Here is a 22,888-nt window from a genome sequence, read left to right as displayed (position 1 = left end):
GAGGGAGGCCTAGGCCTCCCTTTTTTGTCCGGGCCGCGCCGGTTCGCCATTCGGGGCAAGCGGCCGGTCAAAAGCCATCCGCGTCGCGCCGAATCAAACGTTTATTCAGGGCTTGCCGACTAATACCCAGCAAGCCGGCGGCAACGCCCTGATTACCCTGGGCACGGCGCAAGGCCTCGCCGATCAAGGCTTCCTCGGCTTCTTTCAAGGTCGGCAGGCGCTCCGGAAATTCGGCGGCCGGCGCGGCAAATTCCCCGGCGGCGTCGCCCGACCGATTGCCGAAGCCTTCGTCGGCGATCGCGTCCTTCACGCTTTGCAACGATAGCACCGCACCCTGACTGCGAGCGACAGCATCGAACAACAAGCCTTCCAACTCGCGGATATTGCCCGGAAAACGGTAATTCTCCAACCATTGAAACAATGCCGGCGGCACGTTCGGCGCCGGCCTGCCAAGGCTAGCCGCCGCTTTCTCGACAAAATGCAAGGCCAGTTGCGGCAAATCCTCGCGGCGTTCGCGGAGCGGCGGCAATTGAATATGATGGGTACGCAGCCGGAAGTACAAATCCTTGCGAAACCCGCCCTGTTCGGCTTGGCGCTTGACGTCGCAGTGAGTGGCGACCACGATGCGCGCCCGGCTCTGGCGCGGCCGGTCCGCGCCAATCGGATAGTAAGAGCCATCCTGCAGCAAGCGTAACAATTTGACTTGCGAAGCGATGCTCAAGTCGCCGATTTCATCCAGAAACAATGTACCGTCGCCGGTACTGGCGATCAAACCGTCGCGCGCGCGCTCCGCGCCGGTAAACGAACCTTTCGCATGGCCGAACAAGGTGTCGGCAAACAGGTTGTCGTCCAATCCGGCAACGTTCACCGCCACCAATTCGCCGGGCCGGCCGGACTGCCGATGCAGGGCGCGGGCGATCAATTCCTTGCCGGTGCCGGTTTCGCCGCTGATCAACACCGGTTGCGGCGACGCGGCGACGGCTTCGATGTAACGAAAAATCGCAAACATCGCCGGACTTTGGGTAACGATTTCTTCGAAGCGGCTCGGCTGGTGCGGCTGGTTGGCCAGCAAGCAGTCTTTCAACGACAGCAACTCGGCTCGCAGCAATCGCGCTTCGACGGCTCGGCGTACCGCGGCAACCAAACAATCGCGCTCGACCGGTTTCAGCAAATAGTCGCTGGCGCCGTTACGCATGCACTCCACCGCAGTCGGCAAATCGTTGGTGGCGGTCATCACGATCACGGCGATCTCCGGATATTCGGCGGCAATCGAGGCCAGCAACGCCAATCCGGACAGATGCGGCATCGTCAAGTCCAGCACGATCACACCAACCGGCCGTTCGGCCAACAACGGTAAAACCGCTCGGCTGTCGTCCAGCGTCAATACCTCGGCATGGCCGGCGCCGCGCAAGACCAAACTGGCGCTATGCAGTATCTGGGATTCGTCGTCGACCAATAAAATCGGTAACGGATTTAACGCTTTAGTCCGCATGTTCGGCCGCCGACCGGGGTTTAGAGTTGACCGGAAAAATCGCTTGGGCCACCGTGCCCCGCCCCGGTTCGGACGAAAAGTTCAAGCGGCCACCGTGGGCGCGCATCAGCGAAGCGCTGATCGCAAGACCCAATCCGGTACCGCCGCACGCTTGCTTGGTCGTAAAGAACGGGTCGCACAGTTGCTGAATGTGTTCTGGGGAAATCCCGCCCCCCTGATCCGTGACCTCGACGCAGACCTCGCCCTCGTCGTCCAGCCGGCGGGTTGCTACGCCGAGCGTCTGGTCGGTATCGGTTAGAGCGTCCAGCCCGTTAATCAATAAATTCACGACGACTTGTTCCACCTGCCGCGGGTCGCCTTGCAGCGGCGGTAGCGCCGAATCCAAGCGGATTTCGAAACACTCGGTTTTGCGGGCGATCAAGTGCTTGACCAAACGAACCGCGCGCTCCACCGCCTCGTTCAGCGAAAATGCGGCGCCCGCCTGTTCGGTTTGCGGACGGGCATAATGTTTCAGGTCGGCCACGATGCGCTCGATGCGTTTGGCACCGTCTCCGATGTCGTCTATCAAGACGCCGGCGCTAGCGCGCAACTCGGTATACGGCAAACCGGCCAACGAGAACTCGCCGCCGGCCCGGTAGCGATCGTCCAAAATCTCCAGCGCGTCGCTCCAAATATCGGCCAGCAAACCGGCGTTCAACAAAATCAGTTGATTTGGATTGTTGATTTCGTGCGCGACCCCGGATACCAAAGTGCCCAAAGCGGTCATTTTGTTGGCTTGTATCAGTTGCAGCTCCTGTTGTCTGGCCACCGCTTCCAATTGTCTGCGTGCGCTGATGTCCCGAATAATCGTGGTCGAAAAGCGCTCCTCGCCTCGGGTCCAATGGGAGAGTGAGACTTCGATCGGAAACGTCTCACCGTCCCGACGTATTCCAAGCGATTCGGTGATTGGATTTATCATCCGGTCGGTCGCATCGGCTTCCGCTTGCAATTGCGCTTGTATCGCCATCCAGAAACGTTGGCTCGACGTCCCGAGGGCCTCTTCGGCAGCCTCCCCGAACATTAACGCCGCGCCCCGGTTCCAGGAAACGAGGTTGCCGCCGGCATCCACCGAAACGATCGCTTCGCGCGCTGAATCGGTAATAGCCCGCAAGCGGGCTTCGCTTTCCCGCAACCAGGACTCCGCCTGCAAGCGTTCGCCTATCTCCTGTTTCAAACTGGCGTGCGCCCTACGCAAAGCCAAGGTATGCGACCTTAACAACGCGAACTGATACAACAGATAAGCCGCCAACAGCACCGCCACCAGATACAACGCCAAGCGAAAGTGTTCAGCGCGCCGTTCGGCGACGTCGCCGTAAAGACGCAAAGCGTGTTGCAAGTCGTCGATCCGGCTTAAAATCGGTTGGCCGATGATGGATTGCAACGCCGCGTCGACCTTGGGCAAAACCTCGACAATCAATCGGCCGTGGGCAAGCAACACCTGATAATCGTCGGACAGGGAATTCAGCCCGGATAAACGCTCCAGCTCCTGTTCGAGCTCCAGAGCGGTGCCCGATCCGGCCTTGTCTAAAAAGCCGGCCATCAACCGCCACAAATTGGTGAGCCTGGCGCTTTCGGCCGGCTTGGCGCTTACCTGAAGGTTTCTACCGATCTCATTGAAGGACATCACCGAATTGCGCAACAAGGCATTGTCCGATTTCAGATATTCGATCCGCGTCAGCCGGTCCTGTATCGTGGCGGACAAACCGCCCGCCAAATCGCTCATCCGACGTGGCGCGGGGTTTGCCGAAGCCGCCAGCTCGTCGCGCAGACTCCGCGACAAACTCAGCAAGGCTTGGCCGGTCCGGGTCAATGCGTCGTAATTGGTTAGCAATCCGGCCCTGGTCAGCAAGATGTCGCGCATCAATTCGGCGTCGCGCAATTCGATGATCCGCAGCGTCGCCTGCAAGCGATCGCGCCGTTCCAATTCCGGATTGGCGCTCTGTATCCAAAGATAAGTAATCGCACTGACCAGGGCGGCGACGATCAACCTGGGTTTCCAAGAAAAGCCGGTCATGGTTTGGCGGGAGGCTCGGCGAGTACCGATTTACCCCGATATTCGCCGGTCAAACTACGTAGAAACTGGACCAGCAAATCGCGTTGCCGCGCGGCCAGCGGCTTGCCGAGCTGGTATTTGGCCATCGTACTGACCGCGGTCTCCAGATCGGCGGCGCGGCCGTCGTGAAAATAGGGTGCCGTCGCGGCGACGTTGCGCAAACTGGGCACGCGAAACACGCCGTTGTCCCTGGGATTGCCGGTGACCAGATAGCGACCGGCGTCGATGGCATCGGCCTCGCTGGGCGGCGCGCCGAACACGCCGAACTTTTGGAACAAATTGCCGCCCAGATTGATACCTTGATGGCAGGCCACGCAGCCCAGATCGTTGAACAAACGGTAACCCTGTTGTTCTTCGGCGCTCAACGCCGCGCTGTCGCCGCGCAGAAAGCGATCGAAACGGGCGTTCGGCGTCACCAGACTGCGCTCGAAACTGGTCACGGCATCGACGACGTTGGCCGGCGTCAATCCGTCCGGATACGCGTTGGCGAAGGCCACGACATAATCGGCCTCGCCGGCCAAGCGCGCGATCACCCCCGGCCATTTGGCATTCATGATATTCGGATTCAACATGACTTTTTCGGTATGCGCTTCCAGCGTCGTCACGACGCCGTCCCAATTGAAAAAGTAATTGAACGCCACGTTGAACAAACTGGGGGTATTGCGCAAAACCGCCGCGCCATCCGCCGATGCAGCGCGGGCTTTGCCGTCCATGCCGCCGGCATCGAGCGGATGGCAACTGGCGCAAGAGCGGGTAGCCTGCTCGGACAGCTTGGGCTCGTGAAACAAACGTTGTCCCAGCGCAATACGGTTTGGATCTCCGCCAACCGTCGTCGGCAGCGGCAGCAATGTCGGCAGTACTTCCGCCCGCGCCAGAGCCGCGCAAGCGAGACTGAGCCAGCCTATCGCCAAAATACCCGGATACCGTTTCCGGTTCACGCTTGCCGCTCCGCTGGCTTTTCCGGATGCGGCGAATGATGGTTACTTCGAATCGGCACAGCCCTACCCCCTTCGATGATTAAACCGCCGCGGACACCCCTGCGACGAAAGTTGCCGCGTCCACCTTGCCGACGCATGAGGTCAGCCGGCGTCGACCGGCGTCCGCCGCGGATTTCGGCTAAAACGCCGCAACTTTCGTCGCGGACTCGGCCAGGAAAAATCCAAGGCCAGTCTCGGCTAAACCAATGAAAATCAAAAATTAATTTTCGAAAGCAGACTTGGCACGCTGCTCGCAATAGTCATTGCCAGCAGCTGTCAGCAGTTTCGGTATCGGAGACTCCGTCTCATCATGACTCATTACAATTTAGGAGAACGACCATGCAATACAAATTCATTCCCGTCCTGACCTTGTCCGCTTTGTTCGCGACGTCTTACGAAGCCTCGGCCTTTAGCTTCAGCACCGGCGACCCCGACTTTAGAATCGCTGTCGGCGCCCAAGCCGGAGCCCTGGAGATCGAATCGGCCGACGATTTCATCCTGGCCGAGAAAACCCAACTTCGCCAGGCCAGTTTCACCGGCTTATTGGCGAATGGCGCCACCTTGGCCGACATTGCCAACGTCAATGTGGAAATTTACCGGGTTTTCGATAAAGACTCGGTCAATCCGCCGTCCGGCCGGGTCCCGACCCGGGTCAATTCACCCGCCGACGTGGCATTCGAATCGCGCGGTTCGGCCGATAACACGCTGAGCTACAGCGTCAGCGTGCTCGGCGATGTCGCCACCGCCGCCAACTCGGTGTTGAACGGCATTCACCCGCTACCGAACCAAACCACCGGCGGCGAAGGCGCCGTCAGCGGTCGGGAAATCAGCTTTAATATCGATTTCAGCCAAGCCATCACGCTGGACGCCGATCACTACTTTTTCGTGCCGCAGGTGGAGTTGAAGAACGGCAATTTTCTGTGGTTATCGGCGGCCAAACCCATCGTTGGCGGCAGCGGGCCGTTCTCGCCGGATCTGCAATCCTGGATACGCGATGAAAACCTGGCCCCCGACTGGCTGCGGATCGGCACCGATATTGTCGGCGGCACCCCGTTCAACCAAGCTTTTTCGTTGACCGGCGTTTCCGCGGTACCGCTGCCGGGCGCCACCTGGCTATTTTTGAGCGGTTTGTTGGGCCTGCTCGGCACCGGCAAGCGTAAACAAACCGCGCCGCAAGCGGTTTAATCGCAGACTAGCGCCGTCGGCGTCTTATTCGGCGCCGACGGGCCTGTCGGATCAGCTCGGATTATTCGCCAAGTTGGGCGGCGATTTTCGCTTCCAACCACTGTTGGCGATGGCGCTTTAAAACCGAATCGGTCGGACTATCCGGCCATTCGGCCTCAAGTTCCCGTTGTAGCTGCGCCAGAAAATGCCGTCTCAACACCGAATCGGTTGGGACGGCGACCGAAACGCTGGCACCGCCATCCGCAAGCTCAAGATTCGCCGATTCATCGGCGAAATCGGGCGCTGCTTCAATTACATCATGGTCGCTAGCGCTCTCGGAGTCCGACGCCTTCAGATCAAGCAGCGCATCCAGACGTTGCCGATAGTGCCGGCGCAGCACCGACTCGGTCGGATACGGATTTGCCAGCGCGGCTTTTTCAGCCAGCAGTCGCGCGAAATAATGGCGGCTCAAGATGGAGTCTTCCGGCACGCGCGGTGCCGCTTCGGCCATCGTTTCAACATCATCGGTTACCGTCGCCGACTCGGCCGGCGTCTCGACAAGGGCGGTTTCCTCGATCGCCGTTGTCAACTCGGCGGCCGGGTTTTCGACGATCTCCACCGCATCTGCCTCCGCGGCCGAACCGGCGATCGAAATCGGTTTGGCTCGATCGGCAGGCACGTCGCGAAGGTTTTGCTCACGCACCAAGCGGGTCACGAAAGTCGCCGCCCGGCTCGGAAAGATGTCTCTATCCTGCACCGTCTCCGGCAACAGCAAATAGGCCCTGGCGGCATACGCCGCAATGGCCAGCAAAGCGATATCGAACAAAGTTTCCACGCACTCCCCCTCTCCAGTGATTATTATTGCGCCTGCCGGCCGGATTCGCCGCATATCGTTGACGAATCCGGCCGGCGGACCCTTTCTTAAACCGACTATCATCACATAAAGTGACGCAATTTTTGATCGGCAATTTCTTCTGGGCGGATTTCGATGGCAGCAGGCTGGCAATTCTGGATCGATAGAGGCGGCACCTTTACCGACATCGTCGCCTGCTCGGCCGACGGCGACATCGTCACCCGCAAACTGCTGTCGGACCATCCGGAGCGCTATCGGGACGCAGCCTTGCAAGGTATTCGCGATATTTTGGACGGCGCCGCCGATCGCCGCATCGCCAATGTCAAAATGGGCACGACGGTCGGTACCAACGCTTTGTTGGAACGCCGAGGCGAACCGCTGGCCTTGCTGGTCAACCAAGGCTACCGCGACTGTTTGCGCATCGCTTACCAGAACCGGCCGGATATTTTCGCGCTCGACATCCGCCGCCCGGAGCCGTTATACGCTTGCGTCGTCGAAATCGACGCCCGTACGGCCGCCGACGGCAGCGAGTTGCAGGCGCTGGATCGCGACCGGGCCAGGGAGCAATTGCAAGCGCTTTACCGGCAAGGCCTGCGCGCCGTCGCCATCGTGTTGATGCACGCCTGGCGTTATCCGGCCCACGAGTTGGCGCTGGGCGAACTCGCCGTGGCCGTCGGCTTTAAGCAGATCTCGCTGTCTCACCAAGTCAGCCCCTTGCCGAAGTTCGTCGCTCGCGGCGATACCACCGTGGTGGACGCTTACTTGTCGCCGGTGCTGCGCCGTTATGTCGAACAAGTCGAACATGGTCTGGCCGACCACGACCCCAACGCCCGGCTGTGGTTCATGCAATCCAACGGCGGCCTGGTGCGCGCCGCCGACTTTCAAGGCAAGGACTGCATCTTGTCCGGCCCGGCCGGCGGCCTGATCGGCGCGGTCGCGGTGGCGCGGCGGGCCGGTTTGTCCAAGATCATCGCCTTCGACATGGGCGGCACCTCGACCGATGTGGCGCACTATGCCGGCGAGCTGGAGCGGAGCTGCGACAGCGAAATCGCCGGCGCGCGCATCCGGGTGCCGATGATGGCGATCCATACCGTCGCGGCCGGCGGCGGCTCGATTCTGCATTTCGACGGCCTACGCTACCAGGTCGGACCCGACTCGGCCGGCGCCAATCCCGGTCCGGCCTGCTATCGGCACGGCGGTCCGCTGACCGTCACCGATGCCAATCTGCTGCTCGGCAAACTCCCCGACTTTCCGGCGGTGTTCGGTCCGAACGGCGATTTGCCGCCAGACCTTGACCGGGTGAAAACCTTGTTTGCCGAGCTGGCCGAGCGCATTCATCGCGAAACCGGCGACCGACGCGGCCCTGAACAAGTCGCCGCAGGCTTTCTCAGCGTCGCGATCGAAAACATGGCCGAGGCGATCCAGAAAATCTCGGTGCAAAAAGGTTATCACCTCGGCGAATACGCCTTGTGTTGCTACGGCGCCGCCGGCGCCCAGCACGCCTGTTTGCTGGCCGAACGCCTGGGCATGCCGCGCGTGTTGCTGCATCCGCTGGCCGGGGTATTGTCGGCCTACGGCATGGGTTTGGCGGATTTTCGGGTCTTGAAACAACGGGCTTTGGAACGACGCTGGGACGACATCGACGCCGCCGAACTGGATCAACTTTTTCTGGCCCTGGAAGGTCAAGCCCTGGCCGAGCTGCGCGAGCAAGGCGTTGCCGATCCGGAGCCGGTTCGCGAACGTCGCCTGAGCTTGCGTTACCAAGGCAGCGACACCGCCTTGAGCGTCGAATCCGGTCCGGCACCGCTAGTTCTGGCCGGTTTCGAACAACGCTATCGAAGCCGCTTCGGCTTTTGTTACGCCGACCGGCCGATTTGTATCGCCACGATCGAAGTCGAATGCATTGCCGGCGCCGAACAGCGCAGCGCGGCCGCACCGGCCGACGCCGAACCGCGCGATGGCCGGCCAGGTAGCTTCACCCGAATTTTCAGCCGGGACGCGTGGCACGCCGCGCCGGTCTACCGACGCGAAAATCTGGCGGCGGACCAAACCCTGACCGGCCCGGCCGTCGTGCTGGAGCCGACCTCGACCATCGTCGTCGAGCCCGGTTGGCGGGCGCAACGGCTGGCCGGCGGGGATCTTCTCTTGCAAGCCTGCCCGGCCTCGGCTAGCGCCGAACCGTCAACCGGCCGCGACGCGGCAAAAATATCCGACGCGGCAGCCCGCCCCGATCCGGTGCTGCTGGCGATATTCAACCAGCGCTTCATGTCGGTCGCCGAACAGATGGGCTTCGTGCTGCAAAACACCGCGCATTCGGTCAACATCAAGGAACGCCTGGACTTTTCCTGCGCGCTGTTCGACGCCGACGCCAATTTGATCGCCAACGCGCCCCACATTCCGGTGCATCTGGGTTCGATGGGCGAAAGCGTGCTTGCGTTGTTACGGGATCAGGCCGGCCGCTTCGAGCCGGGCGAGGCCTTTCTGCTGAATTCGCCTTATGCCGGCGGCACCCACTTGCCCGACATCACCGTGGTCACGCCGGTGTTCGACGCTGCCGGCCGCGAGTTACTGTTCTTCGTCGCCTCGCGCGGCCACCATGCCGACGTCGGCGGCATTTCGCCCGGCTCGATGCCGGCCCACAGCCGCGATATCGACGATGAAGGCGTGTGCAGCGCCGGCCTGAAAATCCTGGCGCGCGGCGAATTCCAGGAAACCACGATTCGGGTCTGGCTGAGCGACCATCGCCATCCAGCCCGCAATCCCGAGCAAAACCTGGCCGACCTGCAAGCCCAGATCGCCGCCAACCGCAAGGGCGCCGAGGAATTGGCCGCGCTGATCGCCAGCTATGGCCTGCCGGTAGTCAACGCCTACATGCGCCATGTGCGAGACCACGCCGAAGCCTGCGTCCGCGCGCTGTTGGCAACGCTAACCGACGGCCGTTTCGAATACGAACTGGATCAGGGCGCGAAAATCGCGGTCGCGATCACGGTAGACCGGGCCGCGCGCACCGCCCGCATCGATTTCAGCGGCACCTCGCCGCAACTGGCGGACAATTTCAATGCGCCGGCGGCGGTCTGCAAGGCCGCCGTACTGTATGTGTTTCGTACCCTACTGCACGACGACATCCCGCTCAACGCCGGTTGTCTGAAGCCGTTGGACATCGTGATTCCGGCCGGCTGCCTGCTGAATCCGCGCCCGCCCGCCGCCGTGGTCGCCGGCAACGTCGAAACCTCGCAATACGTGGTCGATGCGCTATACGGCGCGCTCGGCGTGCTGGCCGGCTCGCAAGGCACGATGAACAATCTGACCTTCGGCAACCAGGATTATCAATATTATGAAACCTTGTGCGGTGGGGCCGGCGCCGGGGCCGGCTTTCACGGCGCCGACGCCGTGCATACCCACATGACCAACTCGCGCATCACCGATCCGGAAGTCTTGGAACAGCGGTTTCCGGTGGTACTGCAAGCATTCGCGATACGTCCCGGCAGCGGCGGCGACGGACTATATCGCGGCGGCAACGGCGCGATTCGCCGCATCGAATTTCGCGAAGCGATGCGGGTTTCACTGCTGTCCAGCCATCGGCGCCTGCCGCCGTTCGGGCTGCACGGCGGCGCACCGGGCGCCCTTGGCGTCAACCGTTTGTTACGCGCCGACGGCGGCGAACAAATCCTGCCCGGCCGAGCCGAAGTCCAGGTCCAAGCCGGCGACAACTTAGTCATCGAAACGCCGGGCGGCGGCGGATTCGGCGCGGCCTAAGTCCGACGAACGCGCCGTAAAATTCAGCGGCGTGCCCTATCCCCCGCAAATCCCCGGTCGAGCGCGGCCCCCTCCTTCGGCGGACCTTGTCATCTGTTTGCAATATGCCCACCCTACCATCTAAGCCATCCGTCTCGTGAACGGATTCCGGCCCCGTTCGCCCGCCAAATCGATTGGCCTATTGTTGGCCAGACGCCGACATGGCTTTCTGCTTCAAGCGCGCGCTCGGTCCCCGTCGAAAACCATTAATAAAGGCCCCCCCCAGATGAATGCTCGATTTTTGACCCTCAACCAACTGACATGGGCTACCGCGCTATCTGCCGCCAGCCTGGTGTTTGCCGCGTCGGCCAACGCCGACAGCGACCGACGCGATGACGATAATGCCGACCGGCCGGTCACGATCGCGGTCATCGGCGATTGGCCGTACAACCCGTTACTGCTGGACAATGCACATTTGCTGATCGACTCGGTGAACGCCGACCCGGCGGTCAGCCGCTTGATCCACGTGGGCGACATTCACGCCGGCAGCATGCCTTGCACCAGCGCCGACATCCTGCCGCCGATTCCGCTGTCCAATCCGGGCTACAACCAAAAGATTTTTTACCAATTTCAGCAATTCGATAAGCCCGTCGTCTATACGCCAGGCGACAACGAATGGACCGATTGCCAAAAATCCAAGCAATTCAAAAGCGGCGACCCTTTAAAAGAACTGGCCAGCGTGCGCGGACTGTTTTTTGCGAAACCGGGTGTTACCTTAGGTAAAGAAGCCCAAGTCGTCAGTCAGGCGCGCGCCTTCGACCCAAGCTTTCCAAGCGACGCGCAATTTGTCGAAAACGCGATGTGGCAACAAGGCAAAGTCGTGTTCGCCACCTTGAACGTACCTGGCTCGAATAACGACACTCTGCCGTGGGCCGGCACTTTCGCCAATCAAGCCGCTCAGGATCAGGAAGTGGCCGAACGCACCGCCGCAGACTTGCGCTGGCTGGAAGCGACCTTCAAGAAAGCGAAAAAAGACCATGCCCGCGCCGTCGTCATCGCGATTCAAGCCGACATGTGGGACCCGGCCGCCATCACCGCCACAACCAACGAACTCTCCGCCTACACGCCGATCGTGCAAAAACTGGCCGACTTAACGGATGATTTTCGTGGTCAAGTATTGTTATTGAACGGCGATTCGCACGTCTACGGTTCCGACCGGCCGCTGGCCGACCCCAGCAGCGCCACCGGCGTGATTCACCACACCCAAGCGGTGCCCAACTTGACCCGTATTACCGTGCAAGGCTCCACTACCGCGCCGTCGGAGTGGTTGCGCCTGACCATCGATCCGAGAAAGTCCCAGCCATTCCAGTGGGAAAACGTGGCGTATTGCAACGATCCGTCGCTGAGCTGCGAATAACCGACCCCGCCCGGCGACGGCCGTCGGACGGCGGACGTCACTAGACCAAACGCGGTTGGGAAAAGCCGTTCATCCCAACCGCGTTCCGGATTTCATCCGCAGGCATCTTCTGAAGTGTGCAAACAGATGTTGCGCTGCCGTACGATTAAGGTCCATGCCGAGGACCCGATCGAATCCAATAGCCATCTTGCGATGAAAATATCGTGACGTTTTGCGTCGATGCCGGCCAACGTGCCGCCGACATTAAAACCCTGCTCGGCACCGTCAAACTCAATGGTGTCGATCCTAGCGCCAGGCTAAAAGACACTTTGCCCCCCCTCTCGGCCCGACAGCCGCATCGACGAGCCATTGCTTTTTGGCGGCATGGATTGCCTCTAGCGGAATTAAACCAGCGGTACGCTTGGGCGCTTACCACCGTTCGAGACGCGGTGCAATTATTCCGGGCGCTTCCTTACCTCACCGCACGCAACGACAAAATCCGGCCGGATTTGTATCGGGACAGGGGGCACGATTGATCGGAATACGCCCCACAGCCCTCCGTGAACACGTCAACAACCATAGCCGCCGATGAACCAGTTGTCTAAAAAATAACCAATTTAACGGAAAATCATACGCATCAGTGACTTATCACCGTCATAAACGACTTAACGACAGCGTTATCCACAAGTTTTGTGAATTTCTCGCGCTTATCCAAGGATGTTGAGCACAAGCTGGGAAAAATCGCGACTCCTTACTCGAATCTGCCATACGGCCTAGGTTACAGGCCAATTTCAGTCTTTAAATTTCAGCAACTTATTAAAAACCCTCCGCCTTAAGCCCCGGCGCTGACCAATATTCGATCAATTTGATCATTTCTTTTATTTTTCAGAAAATTAGCCTCACACTTAACGGCTTGCCTACAGAGTTATCCACAAGTTTTGTGTATAACACCCCGTTCGATGTTGCGCATTAAATGCCGCCGCCATACCCGTCGGCCAGCAACAGTCGTCGCAAGCGGTAGGCCCGGGCCGGGCCGACCAGCGCCGCGCTAAAATCAGCACCGGCGTCCAGCTCCTCGACCCGCCAGGCTTCGACCGGTCCGTATTCGTCCGGCACCTTGCGCAGCCCGCCGCCCGCCGTTACATCGAACTCGCAGAGCTCCACGCCCAGCGCGATTCCGCGACCGACTGCCTTGACGAAGGCTTCTTTCTTGGTCCATAAACGGTAAAACGCCGCGACGCGCTCGGACTCCGCCAAGCTCAGCCAAACCGCATACTCGTCTACCGAAAAACAGCGTTCCGCCAAGCCGGACAAATCTCTGGCTGGCTTGACCGCCTCGATGTCGATACCGATGTCGGCCGCGTCGGCGACCGCGATTAATAAGGCGTCGGCGGTATGCGAGACATTGAAGCCCGGCCCGCCGGACAAGGCCGGCTTGCCGAATTCGCCGACCCGGAAGCGCAATCCGGCCGGATCGCTACCGGTATAGCTGGCCAGGGTTTGCCGGAGCAAACCGCGCCCGACCACGTAGCGATCGCGCAAATGCGCAAACTTGAACGCGGCGGCTCTGGCGCGCTCGTCCTCGCTTAACACTTCGGCCAGCCGAATCGTGACCGCTTCGGGCAAATCCAAACGCCCCTGCCAAACGTCAACGAAGCCGCCGTTCATCGGCGCCCGCCGGGTCGATGCGATACCGACTGCCCTTCGAGCGCCGCTGGCGATCTCGCCGATTTGCTTCTAGAGGTCAATGAGTCGGCCGGACTGCGCCTGTACCGCTGAGCACTTTGCCGCTCGATTAAAAGGGTTTCGATCATCGCTATCCAACAGCCCAAAAACCGAAATTGTACGGCCAGCCGCCGTTAAAATCGACGCGCGGCGATTCCCTACCCGCACGACCTGAAAACGCGAAGCTTGCCGCGGGGCCTAAGCACGCTCGACCGTCATCCGATCGGTTTCTATATCCGTGCCGGGCACATTCACGTAAACTGCGGACTCAATTGATTTCCAACGGGGCGAGAATCATGTGGCTGCGAACCAGTTGCGACATCTGTTTTGAAGTTGGCGTTCCCACGCCGTTTATTCTAATGTTGCGGCCACGTAGCGGCGCGAATCAATGGATTTCCAGCGAGTTCTACACGATCAAGCCGACGGTTCAGGTTCTGGAATACACCGACGGTTACGGTAATCTTTGCCAGCGCTTGATCGCGCCGCCGGGGATTCTGTCTATCCATACCAACGCCGACATTCGCACCTCCGAACAAGTCGACGTCGCGCCCGGCGCGCCGTTCGAGGAAGTGCAAACCTTGCCCGACACGGTCTTGACCTATTTGCTGCCGTCGCGCTATTGCGAATCGGACCGCTTCATCGACCTAGCGCAAGAGATCGTCCGAGGTTACACGCCGGGCTACGACCAAGTGGACGCCGTCAATGGCTGGCTGCGCGCCAATATTCGCTTCAATCCGGCGGCCGGCCTGTCCCAACTTTCGGCGGTGGAAGTCAATCTGGCCGGCGAAGGCGTCTGCCGGGATTTAGCGCATCTGGGCATTGCCTTGTGTCGAGCTCTGTGCATCCCGGCGCGGATGGTGGTCGGTTACCTGTACGGCTTGCGGCCGATGGATTTTCACGCCTGGTTCGAAGCCTATGTGGGCGGCCGTTGGTATGCCTTCGATCCAACCCAGCGGGAACCGCGCGGCGGCCGCGTGATCGTTGCCTACGGTCACGATGCCGCCGACGTGGCCGTATTCACTCAATTCGGCCCGCCGCTATTTCCAACCCGGATGGCGGTCGGCGTCGAGCGTTTAGCCAACGCGCGGGAATGACGGCGTGCAACGGCTACGGATACAGCACGTTACCGAATATCTGTTTTCGCAGCCGGTCACGCTAAACTGTCATCGGCTGTTGCTGCGGCCACGCGAAGGCCACGACGTGCGCATCGAATCGTCGCGGCTGGACATCAGCCCCACTTACGCCATCCAGTGGTACCGCGACGTGTTCGACAACTCGCTGGCTTTGGTGCGTTTTCAGCAAACCTCCAACCGGCTGCGCATCGGCAGCGACGTCGTCATCCAGCACTACGAAGATCCGGTACGCGACATCGGTGCCGACGACTTTCCTCTCGCCGGCCCTTTTGGCTACGAGGCAGGCGAATTAGCGGACTTGGCGGCCTACCAGCGGCCGATTTTTCAGCAGGACCAGCCCGCGTTGCAATGTTGGCTGCGCGAAATCGGTCTGAAAGTCCAGACGCTGAACGCGCTGAACTTGCAAACCACCTTGAACCGGGCCATACACGACAAATTCCAATACCGAATCCGTGAGGAAGCCGGCGTGCAATCGCCGCTCCGCACGCTGCATCTGGGCAGCGGCTCGTGCCGCGACTACGCCACGCTGTTTATCGAAGCCTGCCGCTCGCTGGGTCTGGCCAGCCGCTTCGTCAGCGGCTATCTGCACGCTCCGGCGACAGAAGCCGGCAATGCCTCGACCCACGCCTGGGCCGAAGTTTATTTTCCGGGGATAGGTTGGCAAGGCTTCGACCCGACCGTCGGCCAAATGACCGGAAACCGCCATATCGCGGTCGCCGTGGCCCGCAATCCGGAAACCGTGCCGCCGGTATCGGGCAGTTTCATCGGCCCCAGACAAATCTCGACTCGGATGTTGGTCAACGTACAAGTCAATTTGTTGCGCTGACCTCGATGCGCTCGGGTTCGATAAAGCAATCGCCGCTTGTCGCAAAACCGCCAATTTGTCGCGGCCATCGGCTACCCCACATCGCAGCGGGAACGTCTAAATCCCACCTAAAAACCGCAACATTTACGCGGATTTAGAAAGTAAACACTTTAATTTCAGTCACTTAAATTCCAAAAAAAACCATCCAGCCGCTCGCGAAAATTGGCCGCGATTTTGCTAATTTCGATCTGTAAATACCCGGCTCGCCGCCAAATTGTCGGTTTTCTTACCGGCAAACGGCAATCCCCCAAACCGGGCCAGCTCTTCATTCCATTAAACCTAGAGAGAGGCAATATGTTCGAACACAAAAATTTAGACGGCCAATGGAACAAAACCATTCCGGCAACCGACAGCTTCGTTAATGGCGAAGTTCTGGAATGCCGCGACACCGTGGGCGAAGAACCCGCGAAAATCAGTCGCAAACAATACGCGGTGATCGGCGACTTGCTGGTCGAACGCTGCCTGCCGCCGGAATCCATCGGCGACACCTGGGCGCACGACGTCGGACAGTTGCCCTGGTGGGGTGCGGTGATGAATCCGCCTCACGCCGGCATGATTGCCGACTTCAACAGTCTGAACGGCGGCCTGCAACGCCGGAATCTGGACGTCGCCCACCACGTGGTCGGATACGCCGCCGCCGGCGAGGAAATCACGTTGCTGAAAACCGTGTACAGCGTCACCCGCGCCAGCGATGGCAAGGAACTCAGCGCCCCGTCGATGTTGGAGTTGCGCAAACTGTATTACGCCTAAGTCCCGCGCGGCCCCTTCGGCGCTCGGCCGAAGGGGCCGCTGGCCTGTCTCAACGCGGGCTCGATCCCGATAGACGTGCGATAGAAATACCTCCGCGCAAGACGCCTTCTGTCGCGGCTAATAGCCAATAGCCGTTCAGTCTCACCCTATGCCATCTTGAATTCCCGCCACCCTTTTGAACCCGACGTTGAGTTTGAGGGAATTGAGGAAAAGCGCAACCCACTTGAAAGCCTCCCGACAAACGGGATAAGCTAAAAAACCACGAATCAGGAAGATGCCCATGTCCAAGCCGATCGCCGCCGAATTGTTGGCCCTGCACCGAGACGAATTGCTGCGTTTCATCAAGCAACGGATCGATTGTCCGGAAACGGCATTGGATATCTTGCACGATTGCTTCATGCGCTTTTCCAACTACCTGGAGCGTCATCAGGTGCAAAACCCACGGGCGTTTCTGTACAAAATGGCGGCCAACCAAACCATAGACCACATCCGCCAGCAACGCCGCGCCGACGACCGGCGGATCGAGTTCGAGGCGTGGCCGGAATTGATCGATCCGGCGCCATCGCCGGAGGACACGATCGCCGCCCGCCAGCGCATGGCGATGTTGGAACGCATCATTGCCGAAATGCCAGAGAAAAATCGCCAGATTTTCGTGATGCGCCACATTCAACATTTATCGTTCACCGAAATCAGCCAAGTCACCGGACTGGCCTATAACAGCATCTTCAAATATCTGAACGAAGCCCTATCGTTCTGCCAGAAACGCATGCCGGATTAAGCCACGATGTCGGCCGAATCAGAACACACCGATCCAACGGATGCCCGCCTCACCGGTGCGAACGGTTTCCCGGAACTGCCGGCCGGCCCGGCCGACGAACAAGCCTTGTATTGGTTGACCTTGATCAGCTCCGGCGAGGCGAACGCCGGTCACCGCGCCGCGTTTCAAGACTGGCTGCGCGCCGATCCCACGCATCACGAAGCTTGGCGGCGGGCGCAAGCCTTGTGGCGGGACATCGCCCAACTGGGCGTCGTGGCCGCGCCGATAGCTACAGCTTCGCTCAGCGACGCCCACCGTTCGCCTCGCAGATTCGGAATTCAACACTTGGGGCTGGCGGCTAGCGTTCTGATCGCGGCGGTCTTGTCGAGCAACCAGCTTGGCCTCTGGCTGGCCGATCATCGCACCGCGCCTGGCCAACAGTTGGCCGTGGCGTTAGCGGACGGCTCGCAACTGTTGCTGGATACCGATACCGCCGTTTCGGTGCATTACAGCGACACCCGCCGGCTACTGGAGCTGCACCGCGGCAAGATCTGGTGCCGGGTCGCCGCCAACGCCGACCGGCCGTTCGAGGTAAGTACAGGGCAAGGCACGGTGCGCGCGCTAGGCACCGCCTTTGACGTCGCCGAACAAGACGACCGCACCGAGGTCACGGTTTACGAACATGCGGTGCGCATAGACTTGGCGAACGGCGCGCACCTGCCGATGTTGGCGGAAGGCACCGCCGTCGGCTTCGGGGAGGGTTTGGAACCGGTTAACGCCGAGGCCGACACCACTACCGCATCGGCCTGGCACCGACAACAACTACAGTATTTCAACCGGCCGCTTTCGGAAGTGGTGGCCGAACTCAACCGCTACCGGCGCGGCCGGATTTTTCTGGCCGAACGGGATTTGGAACAACTTCGCCTGAGCGGCATTTTCGACACCAGCCGTCCGGACGAAGCGCTGGCTCTAATCACCGAAAGCTTGGGCTTGCACGCCTACCAACTTGCCGGACGCTGGGTATTCTTGCGGCGCGGATAAGTCTTCCGCCAAAACGCCGGTTACGAGGTTTTCTCTCTCGCCGAGCAGCGCCTAAGGACCGGGGCTTCGACTCCGCTCAGCCACCGGTGCCCCCTCTCAGCCAACGGCACCCCCCCTGTCAGCTCGCAGCGACTACGCTCGGCCAACGGCAAGCCCTCTCAGCCCGTAGCGACTACATTCAGCCAACGGCAAGCCTTCTCAGCCCGCTCGGCGGCTCAGTTGAGCCGGCGGCCCTATCAATCAGCCTGTGCGTCTCCTGGATCGAATAACTTGCGACTCTTCCAAACTCGAACAGCGCGCGAGTACACAGTCTGATCCGATCGAATACGTCCCGTCACCGCCAACTTCCTCGCCGCGTTGAACCGAAACGTCGAACCGTTCCATGAGCCTAACCAAACAGTTCATTGATCGGAGCCAAACCGTTCGCTGAGCGGGGCCGAACCGTTCGCTGAGCGGAGCCGAAGCGTAGACCCGGCCGCATCCGCGTAATCCGCATCTCAACCCAAACACATCCCGCTAGAGCCGTCTCCCAAACCCAGCCGAATCGATCGAGCAAAAATAATTTGAAAATTCCGATTTTGCGTTTCGTCTTATTTCTCAAGGGCCAAGACCGGCTCTAAATAACCACGAATTTCGCAAAAGGAGTTTTTATGGATTTTTCGCCCCGCCTGCCGTTAAGCCTCGCCGTGGCCGCCGTTCTCGCCGCGCGACCGGCCGCCGCCGAACCGGTGGAATTCGCCATCCCCGCGCAGAGCCTGTCGCAATCCTTGTTGGCCTATTCGCAAGCCACCGGAATCCGCATCGCATTCAACGAAGAACTGACGCACGGTTTGCACGCCCCAGCCCTCGCCGGCCGCCTAGAACCGGAACCAGCCTTGAAACAATTGCTGAGCGGTAGCGGACTGAACTTTCGGTTTACGACACCACAGGCGGTGGTGTTGAGCCAGGATGCGCGCCATAAGCCCGGCGCCAGCCACTTAGATTTAGCGCCCGCCGCGATGCCACCGGTAACCGTATTGGGCACGCCGGTTTATGCCGCGGACGATCCCCACAATCCGGACTACGGCTTACCCAACACTCAAACCGCCACCAAAACCGATACGCCGATCATCGATACGCCGTTCTCGGTACAAGTGGTTCCGCGCGCCGTCATTAACGACCGAAAAGCCAATTCGCTGCAGCAAGCGGTGGAAACCGTCAGCGGCGTGGGTTTCATGCCGGTCGACGGTGGCGTTTACAACGTATTCGTGCTACGCGGCTTTGTCGGCGATTCGGCGGTTTTCCGGAACGGTATGCGCTTGGAGGGATTTAACTTCGACACCGCCAATCTGGAGCGGATCGAGGTGTTGAAAGGGCCGTCGGCGATGTTGTACGGCCGTGGCCAGCCTGGCGGTTTGGTCAATATAGTCACCAAACAAGCCTTGGACCGCGACTACCATTCCATCGAACAGCAATTCGGTTCCTACGATTTCTATCGCACTCATTTGGATTTCGGCGGTCCGCTAAACGCCGACAAAACCTTGCTTTACCGCTTGAACATCGCCTATCAGGACAACAATTCGTTTCGCGATTACGTGTCGATGGAACGGGTATTGGTGGCGCCGACTTTGACGTGGCGGCCGTCAGACCGCACCGAGCTTAGTCTCGGTCTGGAGTTTCAAAACGACGACTTCCAACGCGACGACGGCATACCTGCCGTGCTTAATCGCCCCGCCAACATTCCCATTAGTCGCTTTCTCAACGATCCTAAAGACCCGCTGGACAATCAGGACCAGTTGGCGATCAATCTGAATTGGCATCATCAATTCGACGACAACTGGACCGTCCGCCATCATTTCATGGCGGTACCGCACAAAACCTATATGGACCGGGCCATCAAGCCAGTATTTTTGCTGGACGACAACCGTCGCGTGTTCCGGAACGGCGTCGGCCAGACCGACGATCAGGCGTTTTACGCATCGGACTTGTCGCTGACCGGCAAATTCCGGACTGGCGGGTTAAAACATGAGGTATTGTTGGGGTACGACTATTTCCAAAAGGAAAGCCTCTACCGCTTCCACGCCTTCGATACCTCGCCGTTCGCGGCGGTGGATATTTTCAATCCGGTATTTCCGGCATTACCGGTCGACTTGGTGGATTTTGCGGGTTGGGGCGATTTTCGCCAAGTCAGCGTCATGAAGGACCGCTGGCACGGCGTGTATTTTCAAGATCAGATTCAGTTGCTGAACAACCTGTTTCTGACCGGCGGCGGCCGCCACGATTGGGCCGAGACTGGGCGGGGCGACAATTTTGCGGATTCGCTCAGCGCGGCGCAAGCCAATTTCAGTTACAACCGTACCGAACGTTTCAGCCCTCGCGTCGGCATTTTGTACAAGCCGCTGCCTTGGTTGTCGATCTTCGGCAATTTTAACGCGGCCTTCGGTACCAACAACGGCCGCTCGGCGGACGGCCGGCCTTTTGCGCCGGAAACCTCCTCGCAATTCGAAACCGGTATCAAAAGCGAATTTTGGGACGGCCGCCTAACGGCGAATTTGGCGTTTTATCACTTGGAAAAACGCAACGTACTCACCGCCAATACCCAAACCGTCGCCGACTTGACCGACCAATCCGCGATCGGCGCCGCGCGCAGCCGAGGTTTGGAGTTCGATCTGAACGGCAAACTGACCGACAATCTCAGCATCAACGCCGCCTACGCCTGGACCGACACCAAGATCACCCAGGACAACGACGGCAATCAAGGCCATCAACTGCCGCTGGCGCCGCGCCATTCCGGCAGTATCTGGACTCGTTACGAAGTGGATGCCGAACCACTGCGCGGTCTGAGCTTGGCAGCCGGCGCTTTCCTGGCGGGCGTGCGACAGGGCGACAAGGAAAACAGCGTGCAACTGCCGGGGTATGTGCGGGTGGATAGCGCGATCAGTTACCGCTTTCGCGCGATGGGATCGACGATGACCGCGCAATTCAACGTCAACAATCTGCTGGACAAGATTTATTACGTCGGTACCGACGCTATCGATTCGGCGATTCCGCGCGCGGACATCATTCCGGGAGCGCCGCGCACGTTCCTGGGCTCGCTTAAGGTTGAATTTTAACCATGCCCCGCAACCGGTGTTCTAAGTGTGATGGCAAGCTTAAAATCGCTCGACCGAGCCACGTTCTTTCGACCGACTCGCCGCAAATCGATCCGGCTCCATTCTCGACTCCCCGGAACACGCAATTTTTGTGCGAATCCGGGCGTATCGCCAGCAAAGTGTCCTTACTCTGGTTTTTAAAAACGACGTAATTCTACTTTGTCAGATTTGTTCAAGACCGTCATGCCCGCCGGGAATCGGGCATCCAGTGCCATGGATGGTATGGCTTAAATCCGTCCTTGGCGTCTGGATTCGCTCCGCGCTCCAACGGGTCCGGCAATCCATGCCGGAACGACGTAGCACTAAGCAACCATCGTTGTAGGGAGGGACGAGGCAATGCTTTCGGCAAACCGGCAACGCCCCGGTTCGCCGGCATGTGTAACCAAGTCTCGCGGCACCGCTTTCGATACCACGAAGTGCCGCCGCAGTCGCGGAACGACTATTTCTCGAGCTTGGCCTTCAACCCGCTCAAACCGTCCTTGATAAATTGAGTCATGGCCCTGACGGCGGCTTCGTCGCTGAGGTTTTCCGGCGGGGTGTTGCCGGTGTCGCCGCGATAAAACCGGCTTTTCACGGTCACCACGCTACTGTCGGCGCCATCGCCGGGGGCGACTTTCAAATCGACGGTGTGCGAACTGGTCGGGAAGGCCTTGACGTTTTCGGCTTTCAAGCGATAGCTGTATTCGTGCTCGGGCTCGCTGTAGTAATCCAGTTCCTCGACGACGCTTTCACCGTTTTGAAAGGTGAGTTTGCGGGTGCCGCCGCTGGCATTTTTGCCGTCGCCTTCGGCGGCTTTCAAATCGGGATGCCATTGGCCGATGTCGTCGAAATTTTTGACCGCTTCCCAAACCTTGGCGACCGGCGCCTGAATAGTGACGCTTTCCTTGGCTTTTTGCGGGGTCGGACCGTGCGCCAGAACGGAATTGGACAGTAGCAGCGCACCGAAGGAGAGTAGCAATTTTTGCATCGTAATGACCGGTAGTGGATAAAAGCCCGGCATTATCGACGGCGGCGACCTGGTCAGACTCGGGAACATATCCTGAGTTTTATCAGGTTTATTTCATTGTTTTTAACCTCAAACCGTCCAGCGCTACGGCTCGCCTCGCATGATGCGTTAGACTTATCCGGAGCCGGTCGCGCAACCGCGCAAAAACAATTCGCAGGATTGCCGGACCCAAGCTTCGACCTGCGCCTCGTCCGGCGTCGGTTCCAGACCGAGTTGTAGGCGCTGAAAGCGCTCGTTGCGCAAGGCACTGACGAACTGGCCGGCCAAAAACTCCGGGTCGCCCGGCCGAATTCGGCCCAGCTGCTGCTGCGTGGAAAAGTAACGGCTCAACAAGTCCAACGTGCGGCGCGGGCCATGCTCGTAGAATTGAATGGCGAGATCGGGAAAGCGCGGCGATTCGCCGATCAGAATGGCCCGCATCCTGACCACTTCCGGGCGCGATACCCGAAACAAGAATTGCGTGCCGAATTCGACCAGCGCCACCTCCGGAACTATGTCGCCGGCCAACGTGTCGATAATGCGGTCGCTGCAACGCTTGATCAAGGCTCCGAACAAGCCGGCCTTGCCGCCGAATTCGTTATAGATGGTGCGTAGCGATACCCTGGCGTCACGAGCAATGGTTTCCATGGCCAAGTTGCCGTAGCCGTGTTCCAGGAATAATTGCAGCGCCGCGTCCAATACGCGGTCGCGGCTTTGTTGCTCAGCGCCCTTGGGAGGGCGTCCGCATTTCACCATCGGTAAAACCCAATAAATTCAGTTGACTCGAACCAA

The 22,888-nt window shown here is 59.7% G+C and carries 16 protein-coding genes; 9 read left to right on the top strand and 7 right to left on the bottom strand.

Annotation, left to right across the window (positions count from 1 at the left end; translation table 11 throughout):
• Nucleotides 1–67 precede the first annotated feature (67 nt).
• From ACQE3D_RS09990 to ACQE3D_RS09980, 3 genes are read right to left on the bottom strand one after another with little or no spacing between them, the layout of a single operon-like run.
• Nucleotides 68–1,492, bottom strand: a complete 1,425-nt coding sequence (locus ACQE3D_RS09990; RefSeq protein ID WP_313728102.1) for a sigma-54-dependent transcriptional regulator — start codon at nt 1,490–1,492, stop codon at nt 68–70.
• Nucleotides 1,482–3,545, bottom strand: coding sequence for a DAHL domain-containing protein (locus ACQE3D_RS09985; protein WP_313728103.1), 2,064 nt, complete (start codon nt 3,543–3,545; stop codon nt 1,482–1,484). Before ACQE3D_RS09985 ends, ACQE3D_RS09990 begins: the two co-directional genes overlap by 11 nt.
• Nucleotides 3,542–4,522 (bottom strand): cytochrome-c peroxidase, encoded by a 981-nt coding sequence (locus ACQE3D_RS09980; RefSeq protein WP_313728104.1) that lies wholly within the window; start codon nt 4,520–4,522, stop codon nt 3,542–3,544. Before ACQE3D_RS09980 ends, ACQE3D_RS09985 begins: the two co-directional genes overlap by 4 nt.
• A 378-nt stretch (nt 4,523–4,900) precedes the next feature.
• On the opposite strand from ACQE3D_RS09980, the gene ACQE3D_RS09975 reads away from it, so the two are divergent.
• Nucleotides 4,901–5,746, top strand: coding sequence for a PEP-CTERM sorting domain-containing protein (locus ACQE3D_RS09975; RefSeq protein WP_313728105.1), 846 nt, complete (start codon nt 4,901–4,903; stop codon nt 5,744–5,746).
• A gap of 61 nt (nt 5,747–5,807) precedes the next feature.
• Here ACQE3D_RS09975 and ACQE3D_RS09970 read toward each other — a convergent pair whose 3' ends face one another.
• Entirely contained in the window at nt 5,808–6,560 is a 753-nt protein-coding gene (locus tag ACQE3D_RS09970) for a hypothetical protein (RefSeq protein ID WP_313728106.1), read from the bottom strand.
• Between the two features lie 153 nt (nt 6,561–6,713).
• On the opposite strand from ACQE3D_RS09970, the gene ACQE3D_RS09965 reads away from it, so the two are divergent.
• Entirely contained in the window at nt 6,714–10,334 is a 3,621-nt protein-coding gene (locus ACQE3D_RS09965; RefSeq protein ID WP_313728107.1) for a hydantoinase B/oxoprolinase family protein, read from the top strand.
• 265 nt (nt 10,335–10,599) lie between these two features.
• On the top strand, nt 10,600–11,730 hold the full coding sequence (locus tag ACQE3D_RS09960) for a hypothetical protein (RefSeq protein WP_313728108.1): 1,131 nt from the start codon (nt 10,600–10,602) through the stop codon (nt 11,728–11,730).
• 948 nt (nt 11,731–12,678) lie between these two features.
• Here the strand turns inward: ACQE3D_RS09960 and ACQE3D_RS09955 are convergent.
• Nucleotides 12,679–13,377 (bottom strand): 4'-phosphopantetheinyl transferase family protein, encoded by a 699-nt coding sequence (locus ACQE3D_RS09955; RefSeq protein WP_168030531.1) that lies wholly within the window; start codon nt 13,375–13,377, stop codon nt 12,679–12,681.
• 353 nt (nt 13,378–13,730) lie between these two features.
• Here ACQE3D_RS09955 and ACQE3D_RS09950 point away from each other — a divergent pair, with 353 nt between their 5' ends.
• From ACQE3D_RS09950 to ACQE3D_RS09925, 6 genes are all read left to right on the top strand, one after another.
• On the top strand, nt 13,731–14,528 hold the full coding sequence (locus ACQE3D_RS09950) for a transglutaminase domain-containing protein (RefSeq protein ID WP_064026148.1): 798 nt from the start codon (nt 13,731–13,733) through the stop codon (nt 14,526–14,528).
• Between the two features lie 4 nt (nt 14,529–14,532).
• Entirely contained in the window at nt 14,533–15,393 is an 861-nt protein-coding gene (locus ACQE3D_RS09945) for a transglutaminase family protein (protein ID WP_064026146.1), read from the top strand.
• A gap of 333 nt (nt 15,394–15,726) precedes the next feature.
• Nucleotides 15,727–16,182: a hypothetical protein gene (locus ACQE3D_RS09940; protein ID WP_064026144.1), complete on the top strand. Its 456-nt coding sequence runs from the start codon at nt 15,727–15,729 to the stop codon at nt 16,180–16,182.
• Between the two features lie 280 nt (nt 16,183–16,462).
• A complete protein-coding gene (locus ACQE3D_RS09935) occupies nt 16,463–16,960 on the top strand; it encodes an RNA polymerase sigma factor (RefSeq protein ID WP_168030527.1) in 498 nt (165 codons plus the stop codon).
• 6 nt (nt 16,961–16,966) lie between these two features.
• The gene (locus tag ACQE3D_RS09930) at nt 16,967–17,980 is read left to right on the top strand and encodes a FecR family protein (protein WP_313728109.1); all 1,014 of its coding nucleotides are present in this window, start codon (nt 16,967–16,969) and stop codon (nt 17,978–17,980) included.
• A 650-nt stretch (nt 17,981–18,630) separates the two neighbouring features.
• Entirely contained in the window at nt 18,631–21,072 is a 2,442-nt protein-coding gene (locus ACQE3D_RS09925; RefSeq protein WP_313728110.1) for a TonB-dependent siderophore receptor, read from the top strand.
• Between the two features lie 478 nt (nt 21,073–21,550).
• Here the strand turns inward: ACQE3D_RS09925 and ACQE3D_RS09920 are convergent, their stop codons facing one another.
• Entirely contained in the window at nt 21,551–22,078 is a 528-nt protein-coding gene (locus ACQE3D_RS09920) for an SRPBCC family protein (RefSeq protein ID WP_071160677.1), read from the bottom strand.
• A gap of 153 nt (nt 22,079–22,231) precedes the next feature.
• Nucleotides 22,232–22,852 carry a TetR/AcrR family transcriptional regulator gene (locus ACQE3D_RS09915; RefSeq protein ID WP_064025625.1) on the bottom strand — a complete coding sequence of 207 codons (621 nt, stop codon included), beginning with the start codon at nt 22,850–22,852 and terminating at the stop codon, nt 22,232–22,234.
• Nucleotides 22,853–22,888 lie beyond the last annotated feature (36 nt).

This window comes from Methylomonas sp. MS20, assembly GCF_050275925.1.
GTDB lineage: Bacteria > Pseudomonadota > Gammaproteobacteria > Methylococcales > Methylomonadaceae > Methylomonas > Methylomonas koyamae_A.
Note: the sequence above shows the minus strand (reverse complement) of the source record. Positions and strands in the feature narration are given on the sequence as shown.